This window comes from Devosia lacusdianchii (genome assembly GCF_022429625.1).
Taxonomy (GTDB): Bacteria; Pseudomonadota; Alphaproteobacteria; order Rhizobiales; family Devosiaceae; genus Devosia; species Devosia lacusdianchii.
This window is the reverse complement of the sequence record NZ_CP092483.1, coordinates 2,871,104-2,890,143: the sequence shown is the minus strand read 5'-3', so window position 1 is coordinate 2,890,143 and position 19,040 is coordinate 2,871,104. Positions and strand designations below refer to the sequence as shown.

The 19,040-nt window shown below is 63.1% G+C and carries 24 protein-coding genes; 5 read left to right on the top strand and 19 right to left on the bottom strand.

Annotation, left to right across the window (positions count from 1 at the left end):
• Positions 1–6 precede the first annotated feature (6 nt).
• Both glgX and MF606_RS14295 read left to right on the top strand, forming a co-directional pair.
• Positions 7–2,010 (top strand): glycogen debranching protein GlgX, encoded by a 2,004-nt coding sequence (glgX, locus tag MF606_RS14300; protein ID WP_240230021.1) that lies wholly within the window; start codon positions 7–9, stop codon positions 2,008–2,010.
• A gap of 2 nt (positions 2,011–2,012) precedes the next feature.
• On the top strand, positions 2,013–2,744 hold the full coding sequence (locus tag MF606_RS14295; RefSeq protein WP_240230020.1) for a metallophosphoesterase: 732 nt from the start codon (positions 2,013–2,015) through the stop codon (positions 2,742–2,744).
• A gap of 4 nt (positions 2,745–2,748) precedes the next feature.
• On the opposite strand, the gene MF606_RS14290 is transcribed toward MF606_RS14295, so the two are convergent.
• The gene (locus MF606_RS14290; protein ID WP_240230019.1) at positions 2,749–3,213 is read right to left on the bottom strand and encodes a GNAT family N-acetyltransferase; all 465 of its coding nucleotides are present in this window, start codon (positions 3,211–3,213) and stop codon (positions 2,749–2,751) included.
• 209 nt (positions 3,214–3,422) lie between these two features.
• Between MF606_RS14290 and MF606_RS14285 the strand changes: the two genes are divergently transcribed.
• The gene (locus MF606_RS14285; RefSeq protein WP_240230018.1) at positions 3,423–3,842 is read left to right on the top strand and encodes a hypothetical protein; all 420 of its coding nucleotides are present in this window, start codon (positions 3,423–3,425) and stop codon (positions 3,840–3,842) included.
• Between the two features lie 122 nt (positions 3,843–3,964).
• On the opposite strand, the gene ureG is transcribed toward MF606_RS14285, so the two are convergent.
• The 13 genes from ureG to MF606_RS14220 form a co-directional block, all read right to left on the bottom strand.
• Positions 3,965–4,597: an urease accessory protein UreG gene (ureG, locus tag MF606_RS14280; protein ID WP_240230017.1), complete on the bottom strand. Its 633-nt coding sequence runs from the start codon at positions 4,595–4,597 to the stop codon at positions 3,965–3,967.
• Positions 4,594–5,025, bottom strand: coding sequence for a DUF3995 domain-containing protein (locus MF606_RS14275; RefSeq protein WP_240230016.1), 432 nt, complete (start codon positions 5,023–5,025; stop codon positions 4,594–4,596). Before MF606_RS14275 ends, ureG begins: the two co-directional genes overlap by 4 nt.
• The gene (locus MF606_RS14270) at positions 5,022–5,684 is read right to left on the bottom strand and encodes an urease accessory protein UreF (RefSeq protein ID WP_240230015.1); all 663 of its coding nucleotides are present in this window, start codon (positions 5,682–5,684) and stop codon (positions 5,022–5,024) included. The genes MF606_RS14275 and MF606_RS14270 overlap by 4 nt, the downstream gene beginning before the upstream one ends.
• On the bottom strand, positions 5,681–6,145 hold the full coding sequence (locus MF606_RS14265; RefSeq protein ID WP_240230014.1) for an urease accessory protein UreE: 465 nt from the start codon (positions 6,143–6,145) through the stop codon (positions 5,681–5,683). Before MF606_RS14265 ends, MF606_RS14270 begins: the two co-directional genes overlap by 4 nt.
• 95 nt (positions 6,146–6,240) lie before the next feature.
• Entirely contained in the window at positions 6,241–6,624 is a 384-nt protein-coding gene (locus MF606_RS14260; protein WP_240230013.1) for an MliC family protein, read from the bottom strand.
• 57 nt (positions 6,625–6,681) lie between these two features.
• Positions 6,682–6,978 carry a putative quinol monooxygenase gene (locus tag MF606_RS14255; RefSeq protein ID WP_240230012.1) on the bottom strand — a complete coding sequence of 99 codons (297 nt, stop codon included), beginning with the start codon at positions 6,976–6,978 and terminating at the stop codon, positions 6,682–6,684.
• 55 nt (positions 6,979–7,033) lie between these two features.
• Positions 7,034–7,483, bottom strand: a complete 450-nt coding sequence (locus MF606_RS14250) for a DUF4126 family protein (protein ID WP_240230011.1) — start codon at positions 7,481–7,483, stop codon at positions 7,034–7,036.
• A 74-nt stretch (positions 7,484–7,557) separates the two neighbouring features.
• Positions 7,558–8,676 (bottom strand): methyltransferase, encoded by a 1,119-nt coding sequence (locus MF606_RS14245; protein WP_240230010.1) that lies wholly within the window; start codon positions 8,674–8,676, stop codon positions 7,558–7,560.
• A gap of 48 nt (positions 8,677–8,724) precedes the next feature.
• The gene (gene ureC / locus MF606_RS14240; RefSeq protein WP_240230009.1) at positions 8,725–10,434 is read right to left on the bottom strand and encodes an urease subunit alpha; all 1,710 of its coding nucleotides are present in this window, start codon (positions 10,432–10,434) and stop codon (positions 8,725–8,727) included.
• A 112-nt stretch (positions 10,435–10,546) separates the two neighbouring features.
• Positions 10,547–10,942: a hypothetical protein gene (locus MF606_RS14235; RefSeq protein ID WP_240230008.1), complete on the bottom strand. Its 396-nt coding sequence runs from the start codon at positions 10,940–10,942 to the stop codon at positions 10,547–10,549.
• Positions 10,943–11,041: 99 nt separating this feature from the next.
• Positions 11,042–11,347: an urease subunit beta gene (locus MF606_RS14230; protein WP_240230007.1), complete on the bottom strand. Its 306-nt coding sequence runs from the start codon at positions 11,345–11,347 to the stop codon at positions 11,042–11,044.
• Positions 11,348–11,356: 9 nt separating this feature from the next.
• On the bottom strand, positions 11,357–11,659 hold the full coding sequence (locus MF606_RS14225; RefSeq protein WP_240230006.1) for an urease subunit gamma: 303 nt from the start codon (positions 11,657–11,659) through the stop codon (positions 11,357–11,359).
• A 9-nt stretch (positions 11,660–11,668) separates the two neighbouring features.
• Positions 11,669–12,373 (bottom strand): urease accessory protein UreD, encoded by a 705-nt coding sequence (locus tag MF606_RS14220; protein WP_240230005.1) that lies wholly within the window; start codon positions 12,371–12,373, stop codon positions 11,669–11,671.
• Positions 12,374–12,418: 45 nt separating this feature from the next.
• On the opposite strand from MF606_RS14220, the gene MF606_RS21640 reads away from it, so the two are divergent.
• Positions 12,419–12,550: a hypothetical protein gene (locus MF606_RS21640; RefSeq protein ID WP_275693087.1), complete on the top strand. Its 132-nt coding sequence runs from the start codon at positions 12,419–12,421 to the stop codon at positions 12,548–12,550.
• 42 nt (positions 12,551–12,592) lie between these two features.
• Complete coding sequence (locus tag MF606_RS14215) at positions 12,593–12,925, top strand: hypothetical protein (RefSeq protein WP_240230004.1); 333 nt, start codon at positions 12,593–12,595, stop codon at positions 12,923–12,925.
• Between the two features lie 57 nt (positions 12,926–12,982).
• Here the strand turns inward: MF606_RS14215 and urtE are convergent, their stop codons facing one another.
• The 5 genes from urtE to urtA all read right to left on the bottom strand — a co-directional run bounded on the left by urtE (position 12,983) and on the right by urtA (position 18,692).
• A complete protein-coding gene (gene urtE / locus MF606_RS14210; RefSeq protein ID WP_240230003.1) occupies positions 12,983–13,687 on the bottom strand; it encodes an urea ABC transporter ATP-binding subunit UrtE in 705 nt (234 codons plus the stop codon).
• 130 nt (positions 13,688–13,817) lie between these two features.
• Positions 13,818–14,576: an urea ABC transporter ATP-binding protein UrtD gene (gene urtD, locus MF606_RS14205; RefSeq protein WP_240230002.1), complete on the bottom strand. Its 759-nt coding sequence runs from the start codon at positions 14,574–14,576 to the stop codon at positions 13,818–13,820.
• Between the two features lie 3 nt (positions 14,577–14,579).
• Positions 14,580–15,746, bottom strand: a complete 1,167-nt coding sequence (gene urtC / locus MF606_RS14200; RefSeq protein WP_240230001.1) for an urea ABC transporter permease subunit UrtC — start codon at positions 15,744–15,746, stop codon at positions 14,580–14,582.
• Positions 15,743–17,374: an urea ABC transporter permease subunit UrtB gene (gene urtB, locus MF606_RS14195; RefSeq protein ID WP_240230000.1), complete on the bottom strand. Its 1,632-nt coding sequence runs from the start codon at positions 17,372–17,374 to the stop codon at positions 15,743–15,745. The genes urtC and urtB overlap by 4 nt, the downstream gene beginning before the upstream one ends.
• Before the next feature lie 73 nt (positions 17,375–17,447).
• Positions 17,448–18,692, bottom strand: coding sequence for an urea ABC transporter substrate-binding protein (gene urtA / locus MF606_RS14190; protein WP_240233854.1), 1,245 nt, complete (start codon positions 18,690–18,692; stop codon positions 17,448–17,450).
• Positions 18,693–19,040 lie beyond the last annotated feature (348 nt).

Sequence of the window (19,040 nt, the reverse complement as noted above, 5' to 3'; positions counted from 1 at the left end):
AACTCAATGAAACCCATGCTGATCCCCAACGGGGGCAGTATCGAACATCTCGGTGCAACAGTCACCGAGATGGGCGTGAACTTCGCCGTCTACTCCGAAAGCGCCACCAATATCTGGGTGTCGATCTTTGACGAACAGGACCAGGAGACCGACCGCTTCGAGCTGGACGTACATCGGGACAATATCCGTGCCGGCCTGATCTCAGGGCTTGGCGGAGGCACGCGCTACGGGCTGCGCGCCGACGGGCCGTATGATCCGGACCAGGGCTATTTCTTCGACCCGATGAAGCTGTTGGTCGATCCCTATGCCAAGCGGCTCGACCGGGTGTTCGTTCGCTCGCCGCGCCTGCGGCTTGACCGGGCCGAGGCCGTCGATACGGCGCCGCTGATCCCCAAGGCGATCGTGGGCGAACTGGGCAACGAGAACATCCTGCCGCGCAAGAAGGCGCCGGGGCTGTTCTACGAAATGAACGTTCGCGGATACACGATGCGGCACCCCAGCGTGCAGGGGCCACTGCGCGGCACCATTGCCGGGCTGACGACGCAGCGCGTCATCGATCATCTCAAATTCATCGGCGTCGATACGGTGCAGCTGATGCCGACCGCGGCGTGGATCGACGAGGGCCACCTGCCGGTGTTGGGGCTCACCAATGCGTGGGGCTACAATCCTGTCGCCTATTCGGCGATTGATCCGCGCATTGCGCCGCGCGGCCCGCAGGAATTGCGGGTGATGACCGATCTATACCGCAAGAACGGTATCTCGGTGATCCTCGACGTGGTCTACAACCATACCGGCGAGAGCGACGCAAACGGGCCGATGCTCAGCCTGATGGGGCTGGACGCAAGAACCTATTATCGCTTCGTCGAAGTCGACGGCAAACAGCATCTGGTCAATGACACGGGCACGGGCAACACCTTGCGTTGCGACCATCCGGCGGTTCAGCGGCTAGTGATCGACAGCCTGCGCTACTGGGTCGAGGAAATGGGCGTTTCCGGTTTCCGCTTCGACCTGGCGACCGTTCTCGGGCGCGATCCGGGTTTCAATCCGAATGCGGTGATGCTGCAGAAGATCAAGGCCGATCCGGTACTCAAGCAATGCATTCTGGTGGCCGAGCCTTGGGATCCGGGTCCGGGCGGCTATGCCCTTGGCCAGTTCGGCAAGGAATTCAAGGAACACAACGACACCTATCGCGACGATATCCGCGAGTTCTGGCGTGGCGAGGATGGCAGGATCGGCGCACTGGCAGGCAAGGTCGCCGGATCGGCGGAGATCTTTGACTTTGCCGGCCGCAAACCGAGCCATGGCGTCAACATGCTGGCCGTGCATGACGGTTTCACGCTGCGCGATCTGGTGAGCTATCACGACAAGCATAACGAGGCGAATGGCGAGGGCAACCGCGACGGCCACAACCACAATGCGTCGTGGAATTGCGGGGCGGAAGGCGAAACCGAGGACGAGGCCATCAATGCCGCACGCAAGCGCGACGTGCGGGCCCTGCTGGCGACGCTGTTCCTGTCGCGCGGGGTGCCGTTGATCCAGCAGGGTGACGAGATGTTCCGCACCCAGCAGGGCAATAACAATGCCTATGCCCAGGACAATGAAATCACGTGGGTGGATTGGGAAAGCGCGGACGGTGACCTCGTCGATTTCGTCGCGGCCGTTCATAAGTTTCGCAAGGCGCATTCAGCGCTGACGCACGACCATTTCCTCTCGGGGCAGGAAAAGAACGGCGTCCGCGATGTCGTCTGGTTGCATCCGGACGGGCGGGAGATGAACGAAGGTGACTGGCGATATTCGGGTGCGTCGGTGTTGGGCATGCACTTGCGCAACAAGGACGACGAGGTGCTAGTCTGGTTCAATCGAAAAGCCGAGCCGGTGGTGGCGCGGCTACCCGAGGGGAGCTGGATGGTCGGCATTCTATCGGACAATACCGCAAGCGTTGCCTTTTCCGAGGGTACGGCGACACTAACCCCGCGTTCGGTGGTCGCGCTGGTTCGCGCGGTGCCCTGACCATGATCGTCGCTCAGCTCAGCGATATCCACGCCGATGGCTCGGATGGGCCGCTGGATCGGCTGGATAAGGTGCTGCGCTGGCTCAAACCGATGCAACCGGACGCGATCATCGTCAGCGGTGACTTGGCCGAGCTCGAACACCGCCGAAGCTACGGCGAGGTTCGCGACAGGCTGGAGGCGACCCAGGCGCCGTTCTACGTGGTGCCGGGAAATGTCGATGATCATCATGAGATGCGGATGACATTCGGATCACGCTTTGACTGGCCTGATGAGGACCACCTCAATTGCACGGCGCGTGTGGGGTCGGAGCTGAGGGTGATCGGGTTGGACGTGACGGTGGCCGGGGCTCATCACGGCGACGCGGTGCCGGTGCTCGAGTGGCTGGCGGTCGAGCTCAATACGGGTGGGGCACCGGTGCTGATTTTCCAGCATCAGCATCCGTTTCTGTGCGGCATCGGTGGCAAGGACCGGAATATCTGCCGGGGTGGGGAAGAGCTCGCCCAGGTCATCAACGAGGCGCGTGACCCGGTTGTTGCCTTGACCTGTGGGCATGTGCACCGGCCGATGTTCACGCGGTTTGCGGGCCGTCCGGCGACGATGTGTCCGTCAGTGGCGCGTGCCAATCGGTTGCGGCTGGACGGCAAGGACCCGGAAATCTCCGATCCGCCCGGGCTGCTGCTGCATCACTTCCAGGATGACCGGTTGGTTAGCCATGTGGTGATGGTGGATTGAGCAGCTAGAGCGGCGCCTCGACCATTCCCACGCGGCGGTAGAGGCGAAGGGCGGACGTGTTCGCCGTGATGACCTTGAGGTCGACATGCCCCAGGCCCCGATGCCGGAATGCTGCGAAGACCGCGTATAGCAGCGCGTCGCCGATGCCCTTGCCACGCCACGCCGGCACCACTGCGAGATCCTTGATGAAACCGGACGTCCAGCATTGCGCGACGCCGATTGGTTGCCCGACTTCGTCAGCGGCGACGAAGACCAGGGCGGGATCGAATTCGGTGTCGGCGCTTAGCTTGGGCCACCAGTCCTCGAAAGGGGCGGTGCTGCCGAAGCCGTTGGCATAGGCGTCGGTGAGTATGGTGTGGAGGGCACGTGGGTCGGCCCGCTGCAAGGGCAGGAGCCGGACACCGGCAGGCCAAATGGCGGGCGGCAAGGCGTCATCGAGGTGCCGGCGCATGCGGATATGGTCGCTCATCGCGTCACCTTTCCAACGTTACGAAGCGTCCACATTTCGAGCGGTTCCATAATCCACCGGAAAGCCGAAATCATGCCGCCACAATACCCTCAATCGATCCAATATCCGCCGTTCGGCAAGAGCCATATAGCAGCCGTCGACGCGATATCACGCCGATGACCGCTCGCAGAACCCTGCGGCCTAATCTCGTAAATCGTATGGAGCTCAAAATGAACCCGATGCGCAACCTATCGGCGGCAGTGCTGCTCGCTGCCATTCTCGCCGTGCCTGGTACCGCCGCTTTCGCCGCGACGGCCGACACCGCCAAGGTCACGATGGGTGTGAAAACCGAAATCGTGCCGGTCGCCAATCTGGTGGACATGATCGGCAGCTGGACCGCCGGCGACCTGGCCTTCCTCGACAAGGCGACCAGCATCAAGACCTTCGACACCAAGGCGCTCTATCCGGCCGCTGACCAGGCCAAGATCGCCAGCGCAGAAACGGCCAAGGCGAGCCAACTCGGCAAGTTCCGTGACGCCATCCGCGCCGACACCGCCCTCAATGCGTGGTTCAGCGCCAACCATATCGACGTGAACCGGGTGGTTGCGGTCGCCGACCCGAAGGGCAATCCAGAAATCTTCCTGTATTAGGGCGCATTGACCCGGGTCTTGCCGGTCCACGCCCTGGCGCCCAGCTACCCCCGAGCTGGGCCAATACGCCGGATCCGAAAGGGTCCGGCGTATTCATCTGGTGGAATGTGTTCGCCGCGTGGTCACTCCGCCGCTTGAATTTCCACTAATCCGCCGGACTTTTCGATGAAGGCGATGATCTGGTCGAGGCTTTCGCGGCGGAGCAGGTCGGTGAAGACGTAGGGGCGACCGTCGCGCACCTCCTGGGTGTCGCTTTCCATGACTTCGAGGCTGGCGCCGACATAGGGCGCCAGGTCGGTATGGGTGATCACCAGCAGGTCGGACCTGGAGATGGCGGGGCCGCCCTTGCGCGGGATCTTTTCGCCTTGGGCGACCGAGATGACGTAAAGCGTGATGTCGGCCAGATCAGGCGAGAACGTCGCCGCCAGGTTGTCGCCGCCGCTTTCGATCAGGATGATGTCGAGATCGGGAAACTTGCGGTTGAGGTCGTCGATCGCCGCCAGATTGAGCGAGGCGTCTTCGCGGATAGCGGTATGCGGGCAGCCGCCGGTTTCGACGCCGACGATGCGGTCTTCCGAGATGGCCTGGACCCTGGCCAGGATCAGCGCATCCTCGCGGGTGTAGATGTCGTTGGTGACGACGGCCATGGAGTAGCGATCACGCATCGCCTTGAGGAGCATTTCGCAGAGCGTCGTCTTGCCGGAGCCCACAGGGCCGCCTATGCCGATCCGCAGGGGGCCGTTCGGGGATTTCATATCAGCCTCAGGATGACGAGAGCGAGAAAGCCGGCGCCGAGAAACAGGCAGATGGGGGAATAGACCCTGCGATCATTGAGCCGGAAGTTCGGCTGCGGCGTCTTCTCGGCCCACCAGGCTGTGTAGCCGACGACGCCGCGCGCGAGGAAGATGGCGGCCAGCGGCAGGCTGAGCAGCGTCAGCGGCAGGCCACCGCTGGTATGGTCGGCGAGCGCCAGAGCCAGGACGCCGGCGGCAAGCGTCGCCACGGCGACGGCAAAGGATGCGAGCTTGGGCGGCATGCGTTCGATATCGCGAAAGCCGACAACGGTCTGGGCGAGGAGCTTTTCCTCGCGAATGGGCCAGGTGCGCCCGATCGACCACAGGAAATGCGCGACGCTGACGGCCAGCAGGGCGATGAACATGAAGGCGGCAATGAGCATGCTCATGAGCGGAAAACTCTCGTCGTCAGGGTTTCGTGGGTCATCTGTGCAATATCAGCCGCGTAGGCCACCGAGCCAATATCGTCCAGTGCGGCATGCTGGCACAGCGCCGCGGTCGAGGCTATGGCCGGCTCCAGCGCGGCCATGATGGCGAGTCCGTCGGATTGGCCGATAGGGACGAGCCGCACGGCGACCGACACCTGGGAATGGACGGCGGCGGTGAGGTAGGCGAGCAGGCCGGATTCAATATCGATGGCGTGACCGGCGGCAACGGCGCCGACCGCGATGGGGTAGGGGCAAGGATCCGGGAGGCTGGCCAAAACAGGCGTGGGCCAGGCCTTTGCCGCCTTGGCAAAGGACGCTCCGGTGACGGTAGTCTCGTCGTGCCGCTCACGGGCGGGCGTGAGCGCGAGGCAGAGGTCGGCAAGCCCCTGGAGGGCAGGGGGATCGGCCGCCTCCCGGTGGGCATGGGCGAAGAGGATGGCGTCTGTTCGCAGCGAGCCGTGCGTCAGGTTGCCTTCGACCCATTGCTGCGTCGAGGCGCGGTCATGCACCGTGCCACCAACGATGGCTGCCTCAAGCCCGGCCGACCAGGCGAAGGCACCCACTGGGAACGCCGGGGACAGCCAGGTCAGCAGCTTCTGCAGGTCATTCCTGGTGGTCATCGGGCGAGCAATGCGTGGCCTTGCTCGCCGTGGCTGTGATAGGCGCCGTGTTCGGCAAAGAACGGCTCCGACACATTGGTGACCGTGGCGCCCAACCCCTCGAGCATGGTCCTGAGCACATGGTCGCGCTTGATCAGGATGCGGCCCTGTTCAAGTTGCGCAGAAGTATGACGATTGCCGATGTGCCAGGCTAGGCGCACGAGATGAGCCGTGTCGCGCCCGCGAATTTCATAGAGCGCTTCCTCGGCCGCGACGATTTCGACGATGCGGCCGTCGTCCAGTTCCAGCGCACCGCGATGATCGAGCGTCACTGTCTGGGGGAAGTCGACCATCACCTCGGTGCCACCCCTGAAGGTCAGCAGCTTGCGGCGCAGGCGGCGCTCATCATGGGCGAGGGTGATGGAGTCGGCAGGCGCGCCGCGTCCATGGTTGGCGGGCAGGTGAGTAATGGCGCGGAGCATCTGTGGTCTTTCCGAGCGGACCGGCAGTCAAAGGCTTCCCAACCTTGCGTACACCATAGCTGCTCGGCTGGGTCGATTGAAGACCCATGTTGCCATCAGGGCGTGTCGTTGAACTCGGAGCAGGTCAACAGCGGCTCCGCATCGTCGCCCAGCGTCGCATCGTAGAGAGTGGCTTCCGGACCTTTGGTCCACCAGACCCAGTGACCGGAGACGTAGCGCACGCCCGATGCCGAAACGACCGAAACGAAAACCAGCGGCTGTGGTTCGTCGGCGATGGGAACGACCGCCAGGAAGTTGGGAACAGCATTGAGGTAGATCACTTGAATCGGCGTCTCGGCCCCGCAGTCATAGGTAATGGTACGACGCTCGAAATCCTGGTCGGTGCTGAGCTGCAATTGCAATGTCGACTCAACGGCGCTTGCCGGAAGCGGTGCGAGAAGGGCAAGGGCGGTCAGGGCGGCGATCGACTTCGTCGTCATGGGTAAACTCCGGGCGCTGGAGACCGCGATGCTACATGCACAAGCGGCGAAATTGGGTCAGATGACCTCGATGTGATCCGGATGGATGATCTCGACATTGGAGGACACCACGAATGGCTCGATGGCGGCGCTGAAGGCGGCCACCTGCGATGATGCCAGGTGAGCATCGAATGAGGCGCGGTCGCTCCATCGCTCCATGCAGACGAGCCGATCCGGATCGGTGACGCTGGCATGCAGGTCGTAATAGACGCAGCCGGGCTGTCGCCGTGCGGTGTCGATCAGCACATAGGCTGCCTCCACGAAAGGCTCGATCGTGCTGGGACGGATGCGGAAGGTGGCAGTGACGTAGATCACGCAGGGCTCCTGTTTGCCGAAAGCTAGCGCAACCCCGTGACGGCCACCATCCCGATCAGACCAAGTAAACGATCAACAGGGCACCGGCGACCGCCACTACGTCTTCGATAAGCGCGGCGGGCAGGTCGCGGCCAAAGGCCTTGGCCAGACGGCTGCGAATATCGGCACCAACATAGGTACCGATAACGGCGCCGACGGCGCCCAGCACAAGGCCGATAATCCAGTTGCCCGGCAGCAAAGCGCCGGCGATAGCGCCCATCACGATGCGGGTGCCAAACTGCACCGGCACCTTGCGGCTGGGTGTCGAGGGTAGTTGATCGGCAACCAGTTCGGCTATGGCTAGCGCGGTCAGGATCAGCACGGTGATGATGTGGCCGATGAAGCTGACCTGCGTTCCGCTGAAGTCGATCCAGCCGAGATAGCCCGCCCAGCTGATAGCGGCGAGCGGCGTCGCGGCACGCAGGCCCGCAATGACGCCGATGAGAATTGCGAAGATGTAGACCATCACGAAGCCCCCTGTGCCCTGGCTGTGTTGCCGGGAGCAGTATTGGCGCTTCTGCGGTCTGCCAACAAGATCGTTCAGGTGCGGGCAAGCAAATAGAGCGCGCCTGAAATGGGCAGGTTGCGTTCGCGGCGGACCTGAATATCGCGCTGCTCCAGGATGGTGAAGCTCTGCTCAGCGGCAAGGTCGGCAAGGTAAGGAGTCGGATGGGCAAAGCGGCCGCTTGAGCGGACGGTGACCTGCTCGCCGGGCACGGTCTCGACCGAGAAAGCGAACAGCCCGGCCGGGGCGAGGGCGCGGGCGACCGCTGCGAAAACGGCTTCAAGCGGACCCATGTAGATGAAGACGTCGGCCGCCGTCACCAGATCATAGGGGCCGGACAGATTTGCGTCAGAGGCCATAGCCTCCACGGCGTCGCCGGTACGCAGGTAACGATAAATGTCGCGTTCAAGCGCCTTGCGGACCATTTTCGGCGAGATGTCGATGCCGTCTTTCTCGGCGACGATCTCATGCAGCGCGGCGCCTGTCAGGCCGGTACCGCAGCCGATGTCGAGCATGGTGTGCGGGGTGGCCTGGCGCGCCAGAAGCGTTTCGCGGATCAGCTCGGGTACGCGGTATTCCAGCGTGCCGGTCAGGTGTTCATCGAAAATGTTGGCATAGGTATCGAAGAGGTCGGGCACGTAGCCGCCCGAGGTCTTGCTCGCTTCGCCGGTGAGCGCGGCGATCATGTGTGCGGCGTATTGGTCGTAGGGCAGGACGGAGAGGGTCTTGCGAAAGCTCTTGAGGGCGTCGGCGCGATTGCCCATGTCCAACTGTGCTTGACCAAGGCCGCGGAACAGGGCGCCATCGTTGGGACGCAAGGTCAGGCCTTTCTTAAAGGCGGTCAGGGCTTCGGCGGGGCGTTGGCCGGCCAGCAGCGCGTTACCAAGCTCCAGCAGAGTATCGAGCGACCGGGGCGTCACGGCCAGCGCGCGCGAAAAGCAGACGATGCCGATATCGGTCGCACCGGTCTGCATCGCCAGCTGGCCCATAAGCCGAAGCGCGCCGACATGGGTTGGCTCGGCCTGGACGATCTGGGCGGCGAGAGCTGCAGCCTGGTCGATCTTGCCGGCTTCGCGCAGGCGGCGGGCTTCCAGCACGGCTTTGTCGGCCTGCAGGGTTCGCATGGGATCGATGGTGGCAGATGGCTTTGGCATGAAACTCCCTCGTCGCCGTCATATGCCATCGCACGCGGCATGTGGCGACTAGAAAAGGAAGTAGCGTTGCGCCATCGGCAAAACCGTTGATGGTTCGCAGGTGAGGAGTTCGCCATCGGCCCGCACTTCATAGGTTTCCGGATCGACCTGAATGTCGGGCGTTGCTGAATTGTGGATCATCGCCGCCTTGCCGATGCCGCCGCGGGTATTGGAGACCGGCAGCATCTGCTTGTCGACGCCCAGCTTGTTGCGCAAACCGTCGTCGTAGGCGGCCTGCGAGACGAAGGTGACGGATGATCGGGTGCGCAACTTGCCGAAGGACGCGAACATGGGCCGGTAGTGCATTGGCTGCGGCGTGGGGATGGAGGCGTTGGGATCGCCCATTGGAGCGGCCGCGATCGAGCCGCCGAGCAGGATCATCTCAGGCTTCACCCCGAAAAAGGCGGGGTTCCAGAGAACCAGGTCGGCACGTTTGCCGACTTCGACGGAGCCGATATGCCGGCTCATGCCATGGGCGATGGCGGGGTTGATGGTGTATTTGGCAATGTAGCGCTTGACGCGGAAGTTGTCGTTTTCGCCAGTTTCTTCTGCCAGCCTGCCGCGCTGTTTCTTCATTTTGTCTGCCGTTTGCCAGCAGCGGATGAGCACTTCGCCAACGCGACCCATGGCCTGGCTGTCCGACGAGATGATCGAGAGTGCACCCATATCGTGCAGGATGTCCTCGGCGGCGATGGTTTCCTTGCGGATGCGGCTTTCGGCGAAGGCGACGTCCTCGGGAATCGATGGCGAGAGGTGGTGGCAGACCATCAGCATATCGAGATGCTCGGCGATGGTGTTGACGGTGTAGGGCCGGGTCGGGTTGGTCGAGGAGGGGATGACGTTGGGCAGGCCGGCGACGCGCAGGATGTCGGGCGCGTGACCACCGCCGGCGCCTTCGGTGTGGAAGGCGTGGATGGTGCGTCCCTTGAAGGCGGCGATGGTGTCTTCGACGAAGCCGGATTCGTTGAGGGTGTCGGTATGGATCATCACCTGCACGTCGTAATCGTCGGCGACAGACAGGCAATTGTCGATGGCGGCGGGGGTCGTGCCCCAATCCTCGTGCAGCTTGAGGCAGGAGGCGCCGGCGAGGATCATTTCGGCGAGCGGGGCCGGGAGCGAGGCATTGCCCTTGCCGGCGAGGGCCAGGTTCATCGGGAAACCGTCAAAGCTCTCGATCATGCGCTGGATGTGCCAGGCGCCGGTGCAGGTGGTGGCGAGCGTGCCATGGGCCGGGCCGCTGCCGCCGCCGAGCATGGTGGTGACGCCACTCATCAGCGCTTCCTCGATCTGCTGAGGGGCGATGAAATGGATATGGGCGTCGAAGGCGCCAGCGGTGAGGATGCGACCTTCGCCGGCGATGACTTCGCTGGAGGGGCCGATGACGATGGTGACGCCGGACTGGGTATCGGGATTACCCGCCTTGCCGATGGCGGCGATGATGCCGTCCTTGAGGCCGATATCGGCTTTGTAGATGCCGGTGTGGTCGACGATCAGGGCATTGGTGATGACGGTATCTACCGCGCCTTCGGCCCGCGTCTTCTGGCTCTGGCCCATGCCGTCGCGGATAACCTTGCCGCCGCCGAACTTGACCTCTTCACCGTAGGTGGTGAAGTCCTTCTCGACCTCGATGAAGAGCTCGGTATCGGCCAGCCGGACGCGGTCGCCGGTGGTGGGGCCATACATGTCGGCATAGGTGGCGCGGGAGATGCGAGCGGGCATCAGATGGCTCCGTCTGGCGTGGTGAGGGATGCGAGGGCGCACAAGCTTGCGGCCGCTGGCCCGCAAGGAGGCGAGCGGCGATCGATAGCTGCGACTGAAGTCGTGTGGCGGTCTAGTTGGCCCTGGCCTGCTTGGCCTGGCGATGTACGGCCACTGCTGTGTCGATGACGTGATCGAGCAATTGCTCGCCGGCAGCCATTTCCGGGTCGCGGCGTTGCGTGCCCGCGATGAGCGAGATCGCCAGGAGCTGGATGGCGTAAGCGTGCTTCTCGCGCCCCTCGCGATGATGCTCGGTGCCGCGCGTCTCGAACACTTTCAGCAGGTTGTCGTAGGTCGCCTTGTCGGTGACCGACTTGGCCGCCGACCAGCTCGCGCTCTTGAGGTCGTCGGCAAGGTCGGAGGCCAGGGTGCCGACCAGCCACATGATCTCGGGATCCTTGGTGCCATTCTGCTGAAAATCCTTCAGCACGGTGGCGAAGCGGATCTTGAAGTCTTGTTCCTTGGTCATGGCGGCGGTCCCGATCCGAGAAGATGGGCGCCCTTAAAGCACTTAAGCGGCCGCCACGCCATGGTGGCGAACCAGATTCTCGATGCTGAGTGCGGGAGATCACAGCGCTCCCATGATCTGTTGGCGAAAGCCATAGACGGTTCGGTCGCCGCCCAACGGGATGAGACGGACTTCGCGCGTCTGTCCGGGCTCGAAGCGTACCGCAGTGCCGGCGGCGATATCGAGGCGCATGCCACGCGCCCGGTCGCGGTCGAAGCGCAGGCCGGCATTGGTCTCGAAGAAATGATAATGCGAGCCGACCTGGATCGGACGGTCGCCGGTATTGGCCACTTCGATGACGATCTGCGTGGCGCCGACGTTGAGTTCGATGTCGCCGGCCTTGGGGATGACCTGACCTGGGATCATGCTGGGCTCCTACCGGATGGGCTGGTGAACAGTGACGAGCTTGGTGCCGTCGGGGAAGGTGGCTTCGACCTGAACGTCGTGGATCATCTCGGCGATGCCCTCCATCACCTGGGCGCGGGTGACGACATGGGCGCCGGCCTCCATCAGCTCGGCCACCGGACGCCCGTCGCGGGCGCCCTCGACGACGAAATCGGTGATGAGCGCGATGGCTTCGGGATGGTTGAGCTTGACGCCGCGCTCGAGCCGCTTGCGGGCGACGATGGCCGCCATTGCTATCAGGAGTTTGTCTTTTTCTCGGGGCGTGAGGTTCATGGGTCTGTCCTAGAAATGCCAGAGGCGTGGCAGCGTGCCGGCGCCGGAGAGTTCGGCAAGAACTGGAACGATCAGCCGGCGGAGCGCAAGCCCAGTCTGGGCCAGGACGCGGACGACGAGCCGTTCACCATTGGCGCTGGCGGCAATCCGGCCATCCTGCGGCAGGATGGCGCGAAGCCGCGCCATCTGGGCGGCGCAGTGATCGGCGGAGGCGGCGACATGGAGGACGGTGGCGAAGGCGCGGCGTCCGGCAAGGAGCGACAGCGCCTCGCGCTCGGCGATGGTGCCATCGAGCCGGGTCGCCTCGGCATGGATGAGCCGACCGTTGCGGCGAATACGCCAGTTGTCGCGCAGGCGGGCATTCAGAGCTATTTCGCCCATGGCGTCGCGACCCAGCAGGATGGCCTCAACAGCGGTGAGGCTGGCGTCGTCGGCTAGGTCGATGTCGATGCGCCGATCGAGCTGGCTCGATTCAAACAGGATCGTCTCTTGCGGCAGCCAGTCGAGGTGAGCGCCAATGCCAACCGACAGCTTCGTTTCGACGCGCGCGGCGCCACCGATGGAACGATATATGCGCTCGCAGGCTTGTGTGGTCAGAACCACCTGGCCACCGGCGGCAATATCCGCAGACCAGGTCATGTTATCGCCACCGGTCAAGCCGCCAGCGGTATTGATCAGCACGGCTTCGAGTGCGTGGGTGTGGGTATGCGGCAAGCGTATCTTCGCGCAGCCCTCCTGGTAGAGGGTGGCTAGGTGAGTATGGCCATCGCGCTGCTTGGTGGTTATGCCGCCGACGCCATGGGCGCGCTGAAGCCGTACCGTCGCAGTGTTGATGCTGTCAGACAGAATTTTTATGGCAACGTTTTTCAAGGTGGCACGTTTTCAAGATGAGCAAACGCTCTTTCATAGAGATTTTTCAGAAGGCCAAAGAAAATGCACGTTAAATCTGTTGTTTCTGCTGTCGCCCTTTCTGCTGCCATGCTTCTTTCTGGTACTGCATTTGCGCAGACTATGCTGGGTGGCGTCGAAGTTTCCGCTGAAGACTTGCCGGCTGTTACCGAGCGCTGTGAGCAGCTTGTGACCGCCGAAGCGAGCGGCTCGCTGACCGATAGCGATACCACCGCCGATGACAGCGCCGGCGCTGCCGATGCTACCGTCGACAATGCCCCGGCCGTGAACGAGGTGGAAGCCGCTACCTCGACGATCGACCTCGACACGATCACCCTCGAGCAGTGCACTGAGGCTGGTCTGGGCGGCGCAATGTAAGCGGTTCATTCCGACCTAATCCCTCCGACGCCCGGCTCCGGCCGGGCGTTTCTGCGTCTAGACCATGAGGTGACGCCGCACCTCGGGCAAGTCCAGATCGCTGGCCGGTCCTGCATGCCGGATCTCGCCGCGATCCATCACATAGATGTCGTCGGCGACCTCCCGGCAGAAGTCGAGGAACTGTTCGACCAGAAGGATGGCCATTCCCTTCTCGTCACGCAGGAATTGCAGCGCGCGGCCGATATCCTTGATGATGGAGGGTTGAATGCCCTCGGTGGGCTCGTCGAGCACTAGGACCTTGGGTCGGGTGACCAGCGCGCGCCCGATGGCGAGCTGTTGCTGCTGGCCGCCCGAGAGGTCTCCACCGCGCCGGCCCAGCATGGACTTCAGCACGGGGAATAGTTCGAAGATGTAGGGCGGAATGGTCTTGTCGGCGCGGGGCAGGCCGGCATAGCCGGTTTCCAGATTTTCCTTCACCGTGAGCAGCGGGAAGATCTCGCGTCCCTGGGGCACATAGCCGATGCCCATGCGGGCGCGTTTATAGGGCGGGGCCTTGCGCAGGACCTCGTCGCCGAAGGTGATTTCCCCGGCCGAGATGTTGTTGACGCCCGTGATGGCGCGCAGGGTGGAGGACTTGCCCACGCCATTGCGGCCGAGCACGGCGGTGATGCGCCCGGGTTTGCACGCAATGGACACTGATTTGAGCGCCTGGGCAGCACCATAATGCAGGTCGATGGCGTTTATGGAGAGGGCGGTACTCATTGCTCTTCCTTCTCCCTCCCCCTTGTGGGGAGGGCCGGGGTGGGAGTGATGGTGGGCCTGGTGCGTGTGGCCCACCCCCACCCTTGATCCCTCCCCACAAGGGGGAGGGCGTCGACTGCGAGTTCTGCCCTCATCGTCCCAGATACCTCTCGATCACCACCGGATTGGCGCTGACCTGGTCGAGGCTGCCTTCGGCGAGGACCGCGCCTTCGGCGAGGCAGGTGACGCGGGAGCCGAGTTCGCGGACGAAGCTCATGTCGTGTTCGACGACAACGACCGAGCGGGTCTTGGCGATGTCCTTGAGCAGCTTGGCGGTTTCGACGGTTTCGGCGTCGGTCATGCCGGCGACGGGTTCGTCGACCAGCAGCAGCTTGGGGTCCTGGGCCAGCAGCATGCCAATTTCGAGCCACTGCTTCTGGCCGTGGCTGAGATTGGCGGCATAGTCGTCTTTGCGGGCGATGAGGCGCACGGTTTCGAGGATTTCAGTAATGCGGGCGATGTCGGCATCGTCGGCGGTGTAGAACAGGGTGGCGAAGACGCCGCGCGGCTTCTTGAGCGCCATCTCGATATTGTCCCAGACGGTGTGGGACTCGAACACCGTCGGCTTCTGGAACTTGCGGCCGATGCCCAGATTGGCGATGGCGGCTTCGTCGAGTTTGGTCAGATCGGTGCGGCCGTCGAACAGGACCTGGCCGTCGTCGGGACGGGTCTTGCCGGTGATGATGTCCATCATTGTGGTCTTGCCGGCGCCGTTGGGGCCGATAATGGCCAGCATTTCGGCGGGGTGGACGATGATCGACAGGTTGTTGATCGCCTTGAAACCGTCGAAGGCGACTGAGACGCCGTCGAGGTAAAGCATGGTCCCGAGCTTTTCGGATGCCTCGGACATGGTCTACTCCGCCGGATTGGGTTGGGGATCGACGCCGGCTTCGACCTGTTTAGGCGTGGGGGCGTGCTGTTCGCGTTTGGTGGTCGCAGCGCGATATTGGCCGATGAGGCCGACGATGCCTTTGGGCAGGAACAGAGTGGTCACGACGAACAGCGCGCCGAGCGCGAAGAGCCAGTATTCGGGGAAGGCGCCGGTGAAGTACGATTTGCCGACATTGACCAGGATGCCGCCGATGATCGGCCCGATAATGGTGCCGCGGCCGCCGACGGCGGTCCAGATGACGACTTCGATGGAGTTTGCCGGATCGAATTCGCTGGGGTTGATGATGCCGACCTGGGGGACGTAGAGCGCCCCGGCTATCCCGGCGATGATGGCGGAGACGACGAAGGCGAAGAGCTTCACATATTCGACGCGATAACCGAGGAAGCGGGTGCGGCTTTCGGCGTCGCGGACGGCAATCAGGACCTTGCCGAGCTTGGAATTGACGATCATCGAGCAGGCGAGGACGGCCAGGGCAAGGGCGATGGCCGAGGCGGCGAAGAGGCTGGCGCGGGTGGTCGGCGCCGAGATGGATTGACCCAGGATATCCTTAAAATCGGTCAGGCCGTTATTGCCGCCAAAGCCCATGTCATTGCGGAAGAAGGCCAGCAGCAGGGCGTAGGTCATGGCCTGGGTGATGATGGAGAGATAGACGCCGGTGACGCGGCTGCGGAAGGCGAGGAAGCCGAAAACGAAGGCCAGCAGGCCCGGAACGAGAACCACCATGATCATGGCGACCCAGAAATTGTCCATGCCGAGCCAGTACCAGGGCAGTTCCTTCCAGTTCAGAAAGACCATGAAATCGGGCAGGGTAGGGTTGGCGTAGACGCCGCGGGTGCCGATCTGGCGCATCAGATACATGCCCATGGCATAGCCGCCGATTGCGAAGAAGGCGCCGTGGCCGAGAGAGAGAATGCCGCAATAACCCCAGACCAGGTCGAGTGCCAAGGCGAGCATGGCATAGGTCAGGTATTTGCCGAAAAGCGGGACGGCGTAATTGGGCAGGCGCAGCGGGTGGCCTGATGGCAGCAGCAGGTTGGAGGCGGGTACGGCGATGGCGACAAGCAGCAGGATCGCGACGATCCAGATGGCCTTGCGATCGAGGGCACGGAAGAGGGCCTGGGTAATCATGCTTCGATCGAGCGTCCCTTGAGCGCGAAGAGGCCGCGCGGGCGGCGCTGGATGAAGAGGATGATGAGGACGAGGATGATGATCTTGCCCAGCACGGCGCCGGCATAGGGCTCGATGAACTTGTTGGCGATGCCAAGCGTGAGGGCGCCGACCAGGGTGCCCCAGAGATTGCCCACGCCGCCGAAGACCACGACCATGAAGCTGTCTATGATGTAGCCCTGCCCAAGGTTGGGCGAAACGTTGCCGATCTGGCTGAGGGCCACGCCGGCGAGGCCGGCAATGCCGGAGCCGAGGCCGAAGGTCATGGCGTCGACGAGCGGGGTTCGGATGCCCATTGATGAGGCCATGCGGCGGTTTTGGGTGACAGCGCGCATGTGGAGGCCAATGGCGGTGTATTTGAGCACCATCAGCAGGGTCAGGAAGACAAGGCCCGCGAAGATGACGATATAGAAGCGGTTCCACGTGATGGCGAGGCCGCCGAGTTCGAAGGAACCGGACATCCAGCTTGGGTTGCCGACTTCGCGAATGTTGGCGGTGAAGATGCGCTGCACGGCCTGCTGGATGATGAGCGACAGACCCCAGGTGGCGAGGAGGGTTTCGAGGGGGCGACCGTAGAGGAAGCGGATGACTCCGCGTTCGATCGCGATGCCGATGAGGCCGGTGACAAGGAAGGCCAGCGGCAGAGCAATGGCGAGGGACCAGTCGAACAGGCCGGGGTAGTTCTGGCGGATGACTTCCTGCACCACGAAGGTGGTGTAGGCGCCCAGCATCACCATTTCGCCATGGGCCATGTTGATGACGCCCATGACGCCGAAGGTGATGGCGAGGCCGATGGCGGCCAGCAACAGAACTGAACCAAGGGAAATCCCGAACCAGACATTCTGCGCCACATCCCAGACGGCGCGGTCGCGGGCCAGGCCGTCTATGGCGGTCTGGATGGCGGGCTTGACCGCTTCGGGTGCGGTGTTGAGCGCGGTGGTCAGCGTATTGAGCGCATCGCGGCCGCCGATGGCCTGGACCACGGGAATGGCGGCCTCCCAGTCCTCGACCGAGGCGTCCGGGGTCTTTAGGATAATGGCGGCGCGGGCCTGCTCCATGACGCGCCTGATGCCGGCATCGGTCTCGGCGGCGATGGCGCTGTCGAGCAGTTCAAGCTGGGCCGGATCGGCGTCGCGCAGGATGGACTGGGCGGCAAAGAGGCGGACGTCGGGGTCTTCGCTCAGCAGGGTCATCTGGCCGATTGCAGTGCGCAGCACACGGCGCAGGCCGTTATTGACCTTCACCTTGTCGAGCCCGTCCTCGGTGAGATCGGGCAGTTCGGCGCCGGTGACCGGGTCGGAAATGGTGCCTTCGCCGCCGGCCTCCGACGTGAAGACGACCTTGCCGCTGGCCTCGTCGAAATAGAGTTCGCCCTCGAGCAGGACTTCGAGCACGGGCACGACGCGCGGATCGCCGGTGGCGACGAGAACGCCGATGGCGGCTTCGCGATCCTTGAAGTTACCCGGAGCGAGAGCGTCGACCAGGGGCGTGAGCTCAGCGTCGGCGACCTGCGCCTGGGCGGGGTTGGCGAGGCCGAGAGTGAGAGCAAGGAAGAGCGCGATAGTGCGGAGAAGGCTGATTGCGTTCATCGTTGGCCTCATGCGTCGATCAGTCGGAAGACGAGGGCGGCAAGGCCGCCCTCGTCGGATGCAGCAGGCGGGCTTAGCTGGCGCCGCCGCAGGTCTTGGTTTCGGTATTGTAGTTGCCGCACGAGATCGGGGCCGTCCAATCGGCTTCGATCATCTTGGATTCGGGCAGGAAGTCGGACCACGCGTCGCCGGGGACGAGGTCGGATTCGGAGACGACTTCGAACTGGCCGTCGGCCTGGATTTCACCGATCAGCACCGGCTTGGTCAGGTGGTGGTTCGGGAGCATCTTGGCGATGCCGCCGGTCAGGTTGGGGGTTTCGAGGCCGATGATGGCGTCGAGCACGGCGTCGGTGTCGGTGGTGCCGGCCTTTTCAACGGCCTGGACCCAGAGATTGAAGCCGATGACGGTGGCTTCCATCGGGTCATTGGTGACCTTTTCCGGGTCATTCATGAAGGTCTGCCAGGCCGAGATGAAAGCCTCGTTTTCCGGGACATCGACCGACTGGAAGTAGTTCCAGGCGGCGAGGTGGCCAACCAGCGGGGTGGTGTCGAAACCGGCGAGTTCTTCTTCACCGACCGAGAAGGCCACGACCGGGATGTCCTCGGCCTTGATGCCCTGGTTGGCGAGTTCCTTGTAGAACGGCACGTTGGCGTCGCCATTGATGGTCGAGACGACGGCGGTCTTCTTGCCGGTCGAACCGAAGGTCTTGATGTCGGAGACAATGGTCTGCCAATCGGAATGACCGAAGGGTGTGTAGTTGATCATGATGTCTTCGGCGGCGACGCCCTTGTCCATGAGGTATTGCTCAAGGATCTTGTTGGTGGTCTGCGGATAGACATAGTCGGTGCCGGCGAGCACCCAGCGCTCGACGCCTTCGTTTTCCATCAGGTAGTCGACGGCCGGGATGGCCTGCTGGTTGGGAGCCGCGCCGGTGTAGAACACGTTGCGCTGACTTTCTTCACCCTCGTATTGGACGGGGTAGAACAGGATCGAGTTCAGTTCCTCGAAGACCGGCAGGACCGACTTGCGCGAGGAGGAGGTCCAGCAGCCGAACACCGCGGCAACGCCGTTGACTTCGATCAGCTCGCGGGCCTTTTCGGCAAACAGCGGCCAGTCGGAGGCGGGATCGACGACGACGGCTTCGAGTTGCTTGCCCAGCAGGCCGCCCTTCTTGTTCTGCTCGTCGATCAGGAACAGCATGGTGTCCTTGAGCGTCGTCTCAGAAATGGCCATCGTGCCCGACAGCGAATGCAGGACGCCAACCTTGATTGTCTCATCCTGGGCGAATGCCGGAATGGCAATTGCGCCCATAGTCATAGCCACGCCCAGCCCCAGCCCCGCAATCGCGCGGTTTCCTACTGTCATGTTTACCTCCGACAGATGTGTGTTTGCACCGTCGAGGTAGTTGCAAAGGCCATGCCAGCGCTTGGCGTGAAGGCTCAAAGCATTGATTCAGCTTCAATTGCTGATGGTGTGCACGCGGCAGCCGAGCGGGGCCCTCTCGCGGGGTGTCGGCGATTGCTGATTATCTGAGCAGCACTCTCGCGGTGTGCTTAATATTTGTGCGTTCTGCGGCTGAGTGATGACCCGACAGGCAATTTGCACTATGGTCGGGTCACCGAAGTATTCTTCGGCAGAGGTTGTTTGCACCACTACCTCGGCCCC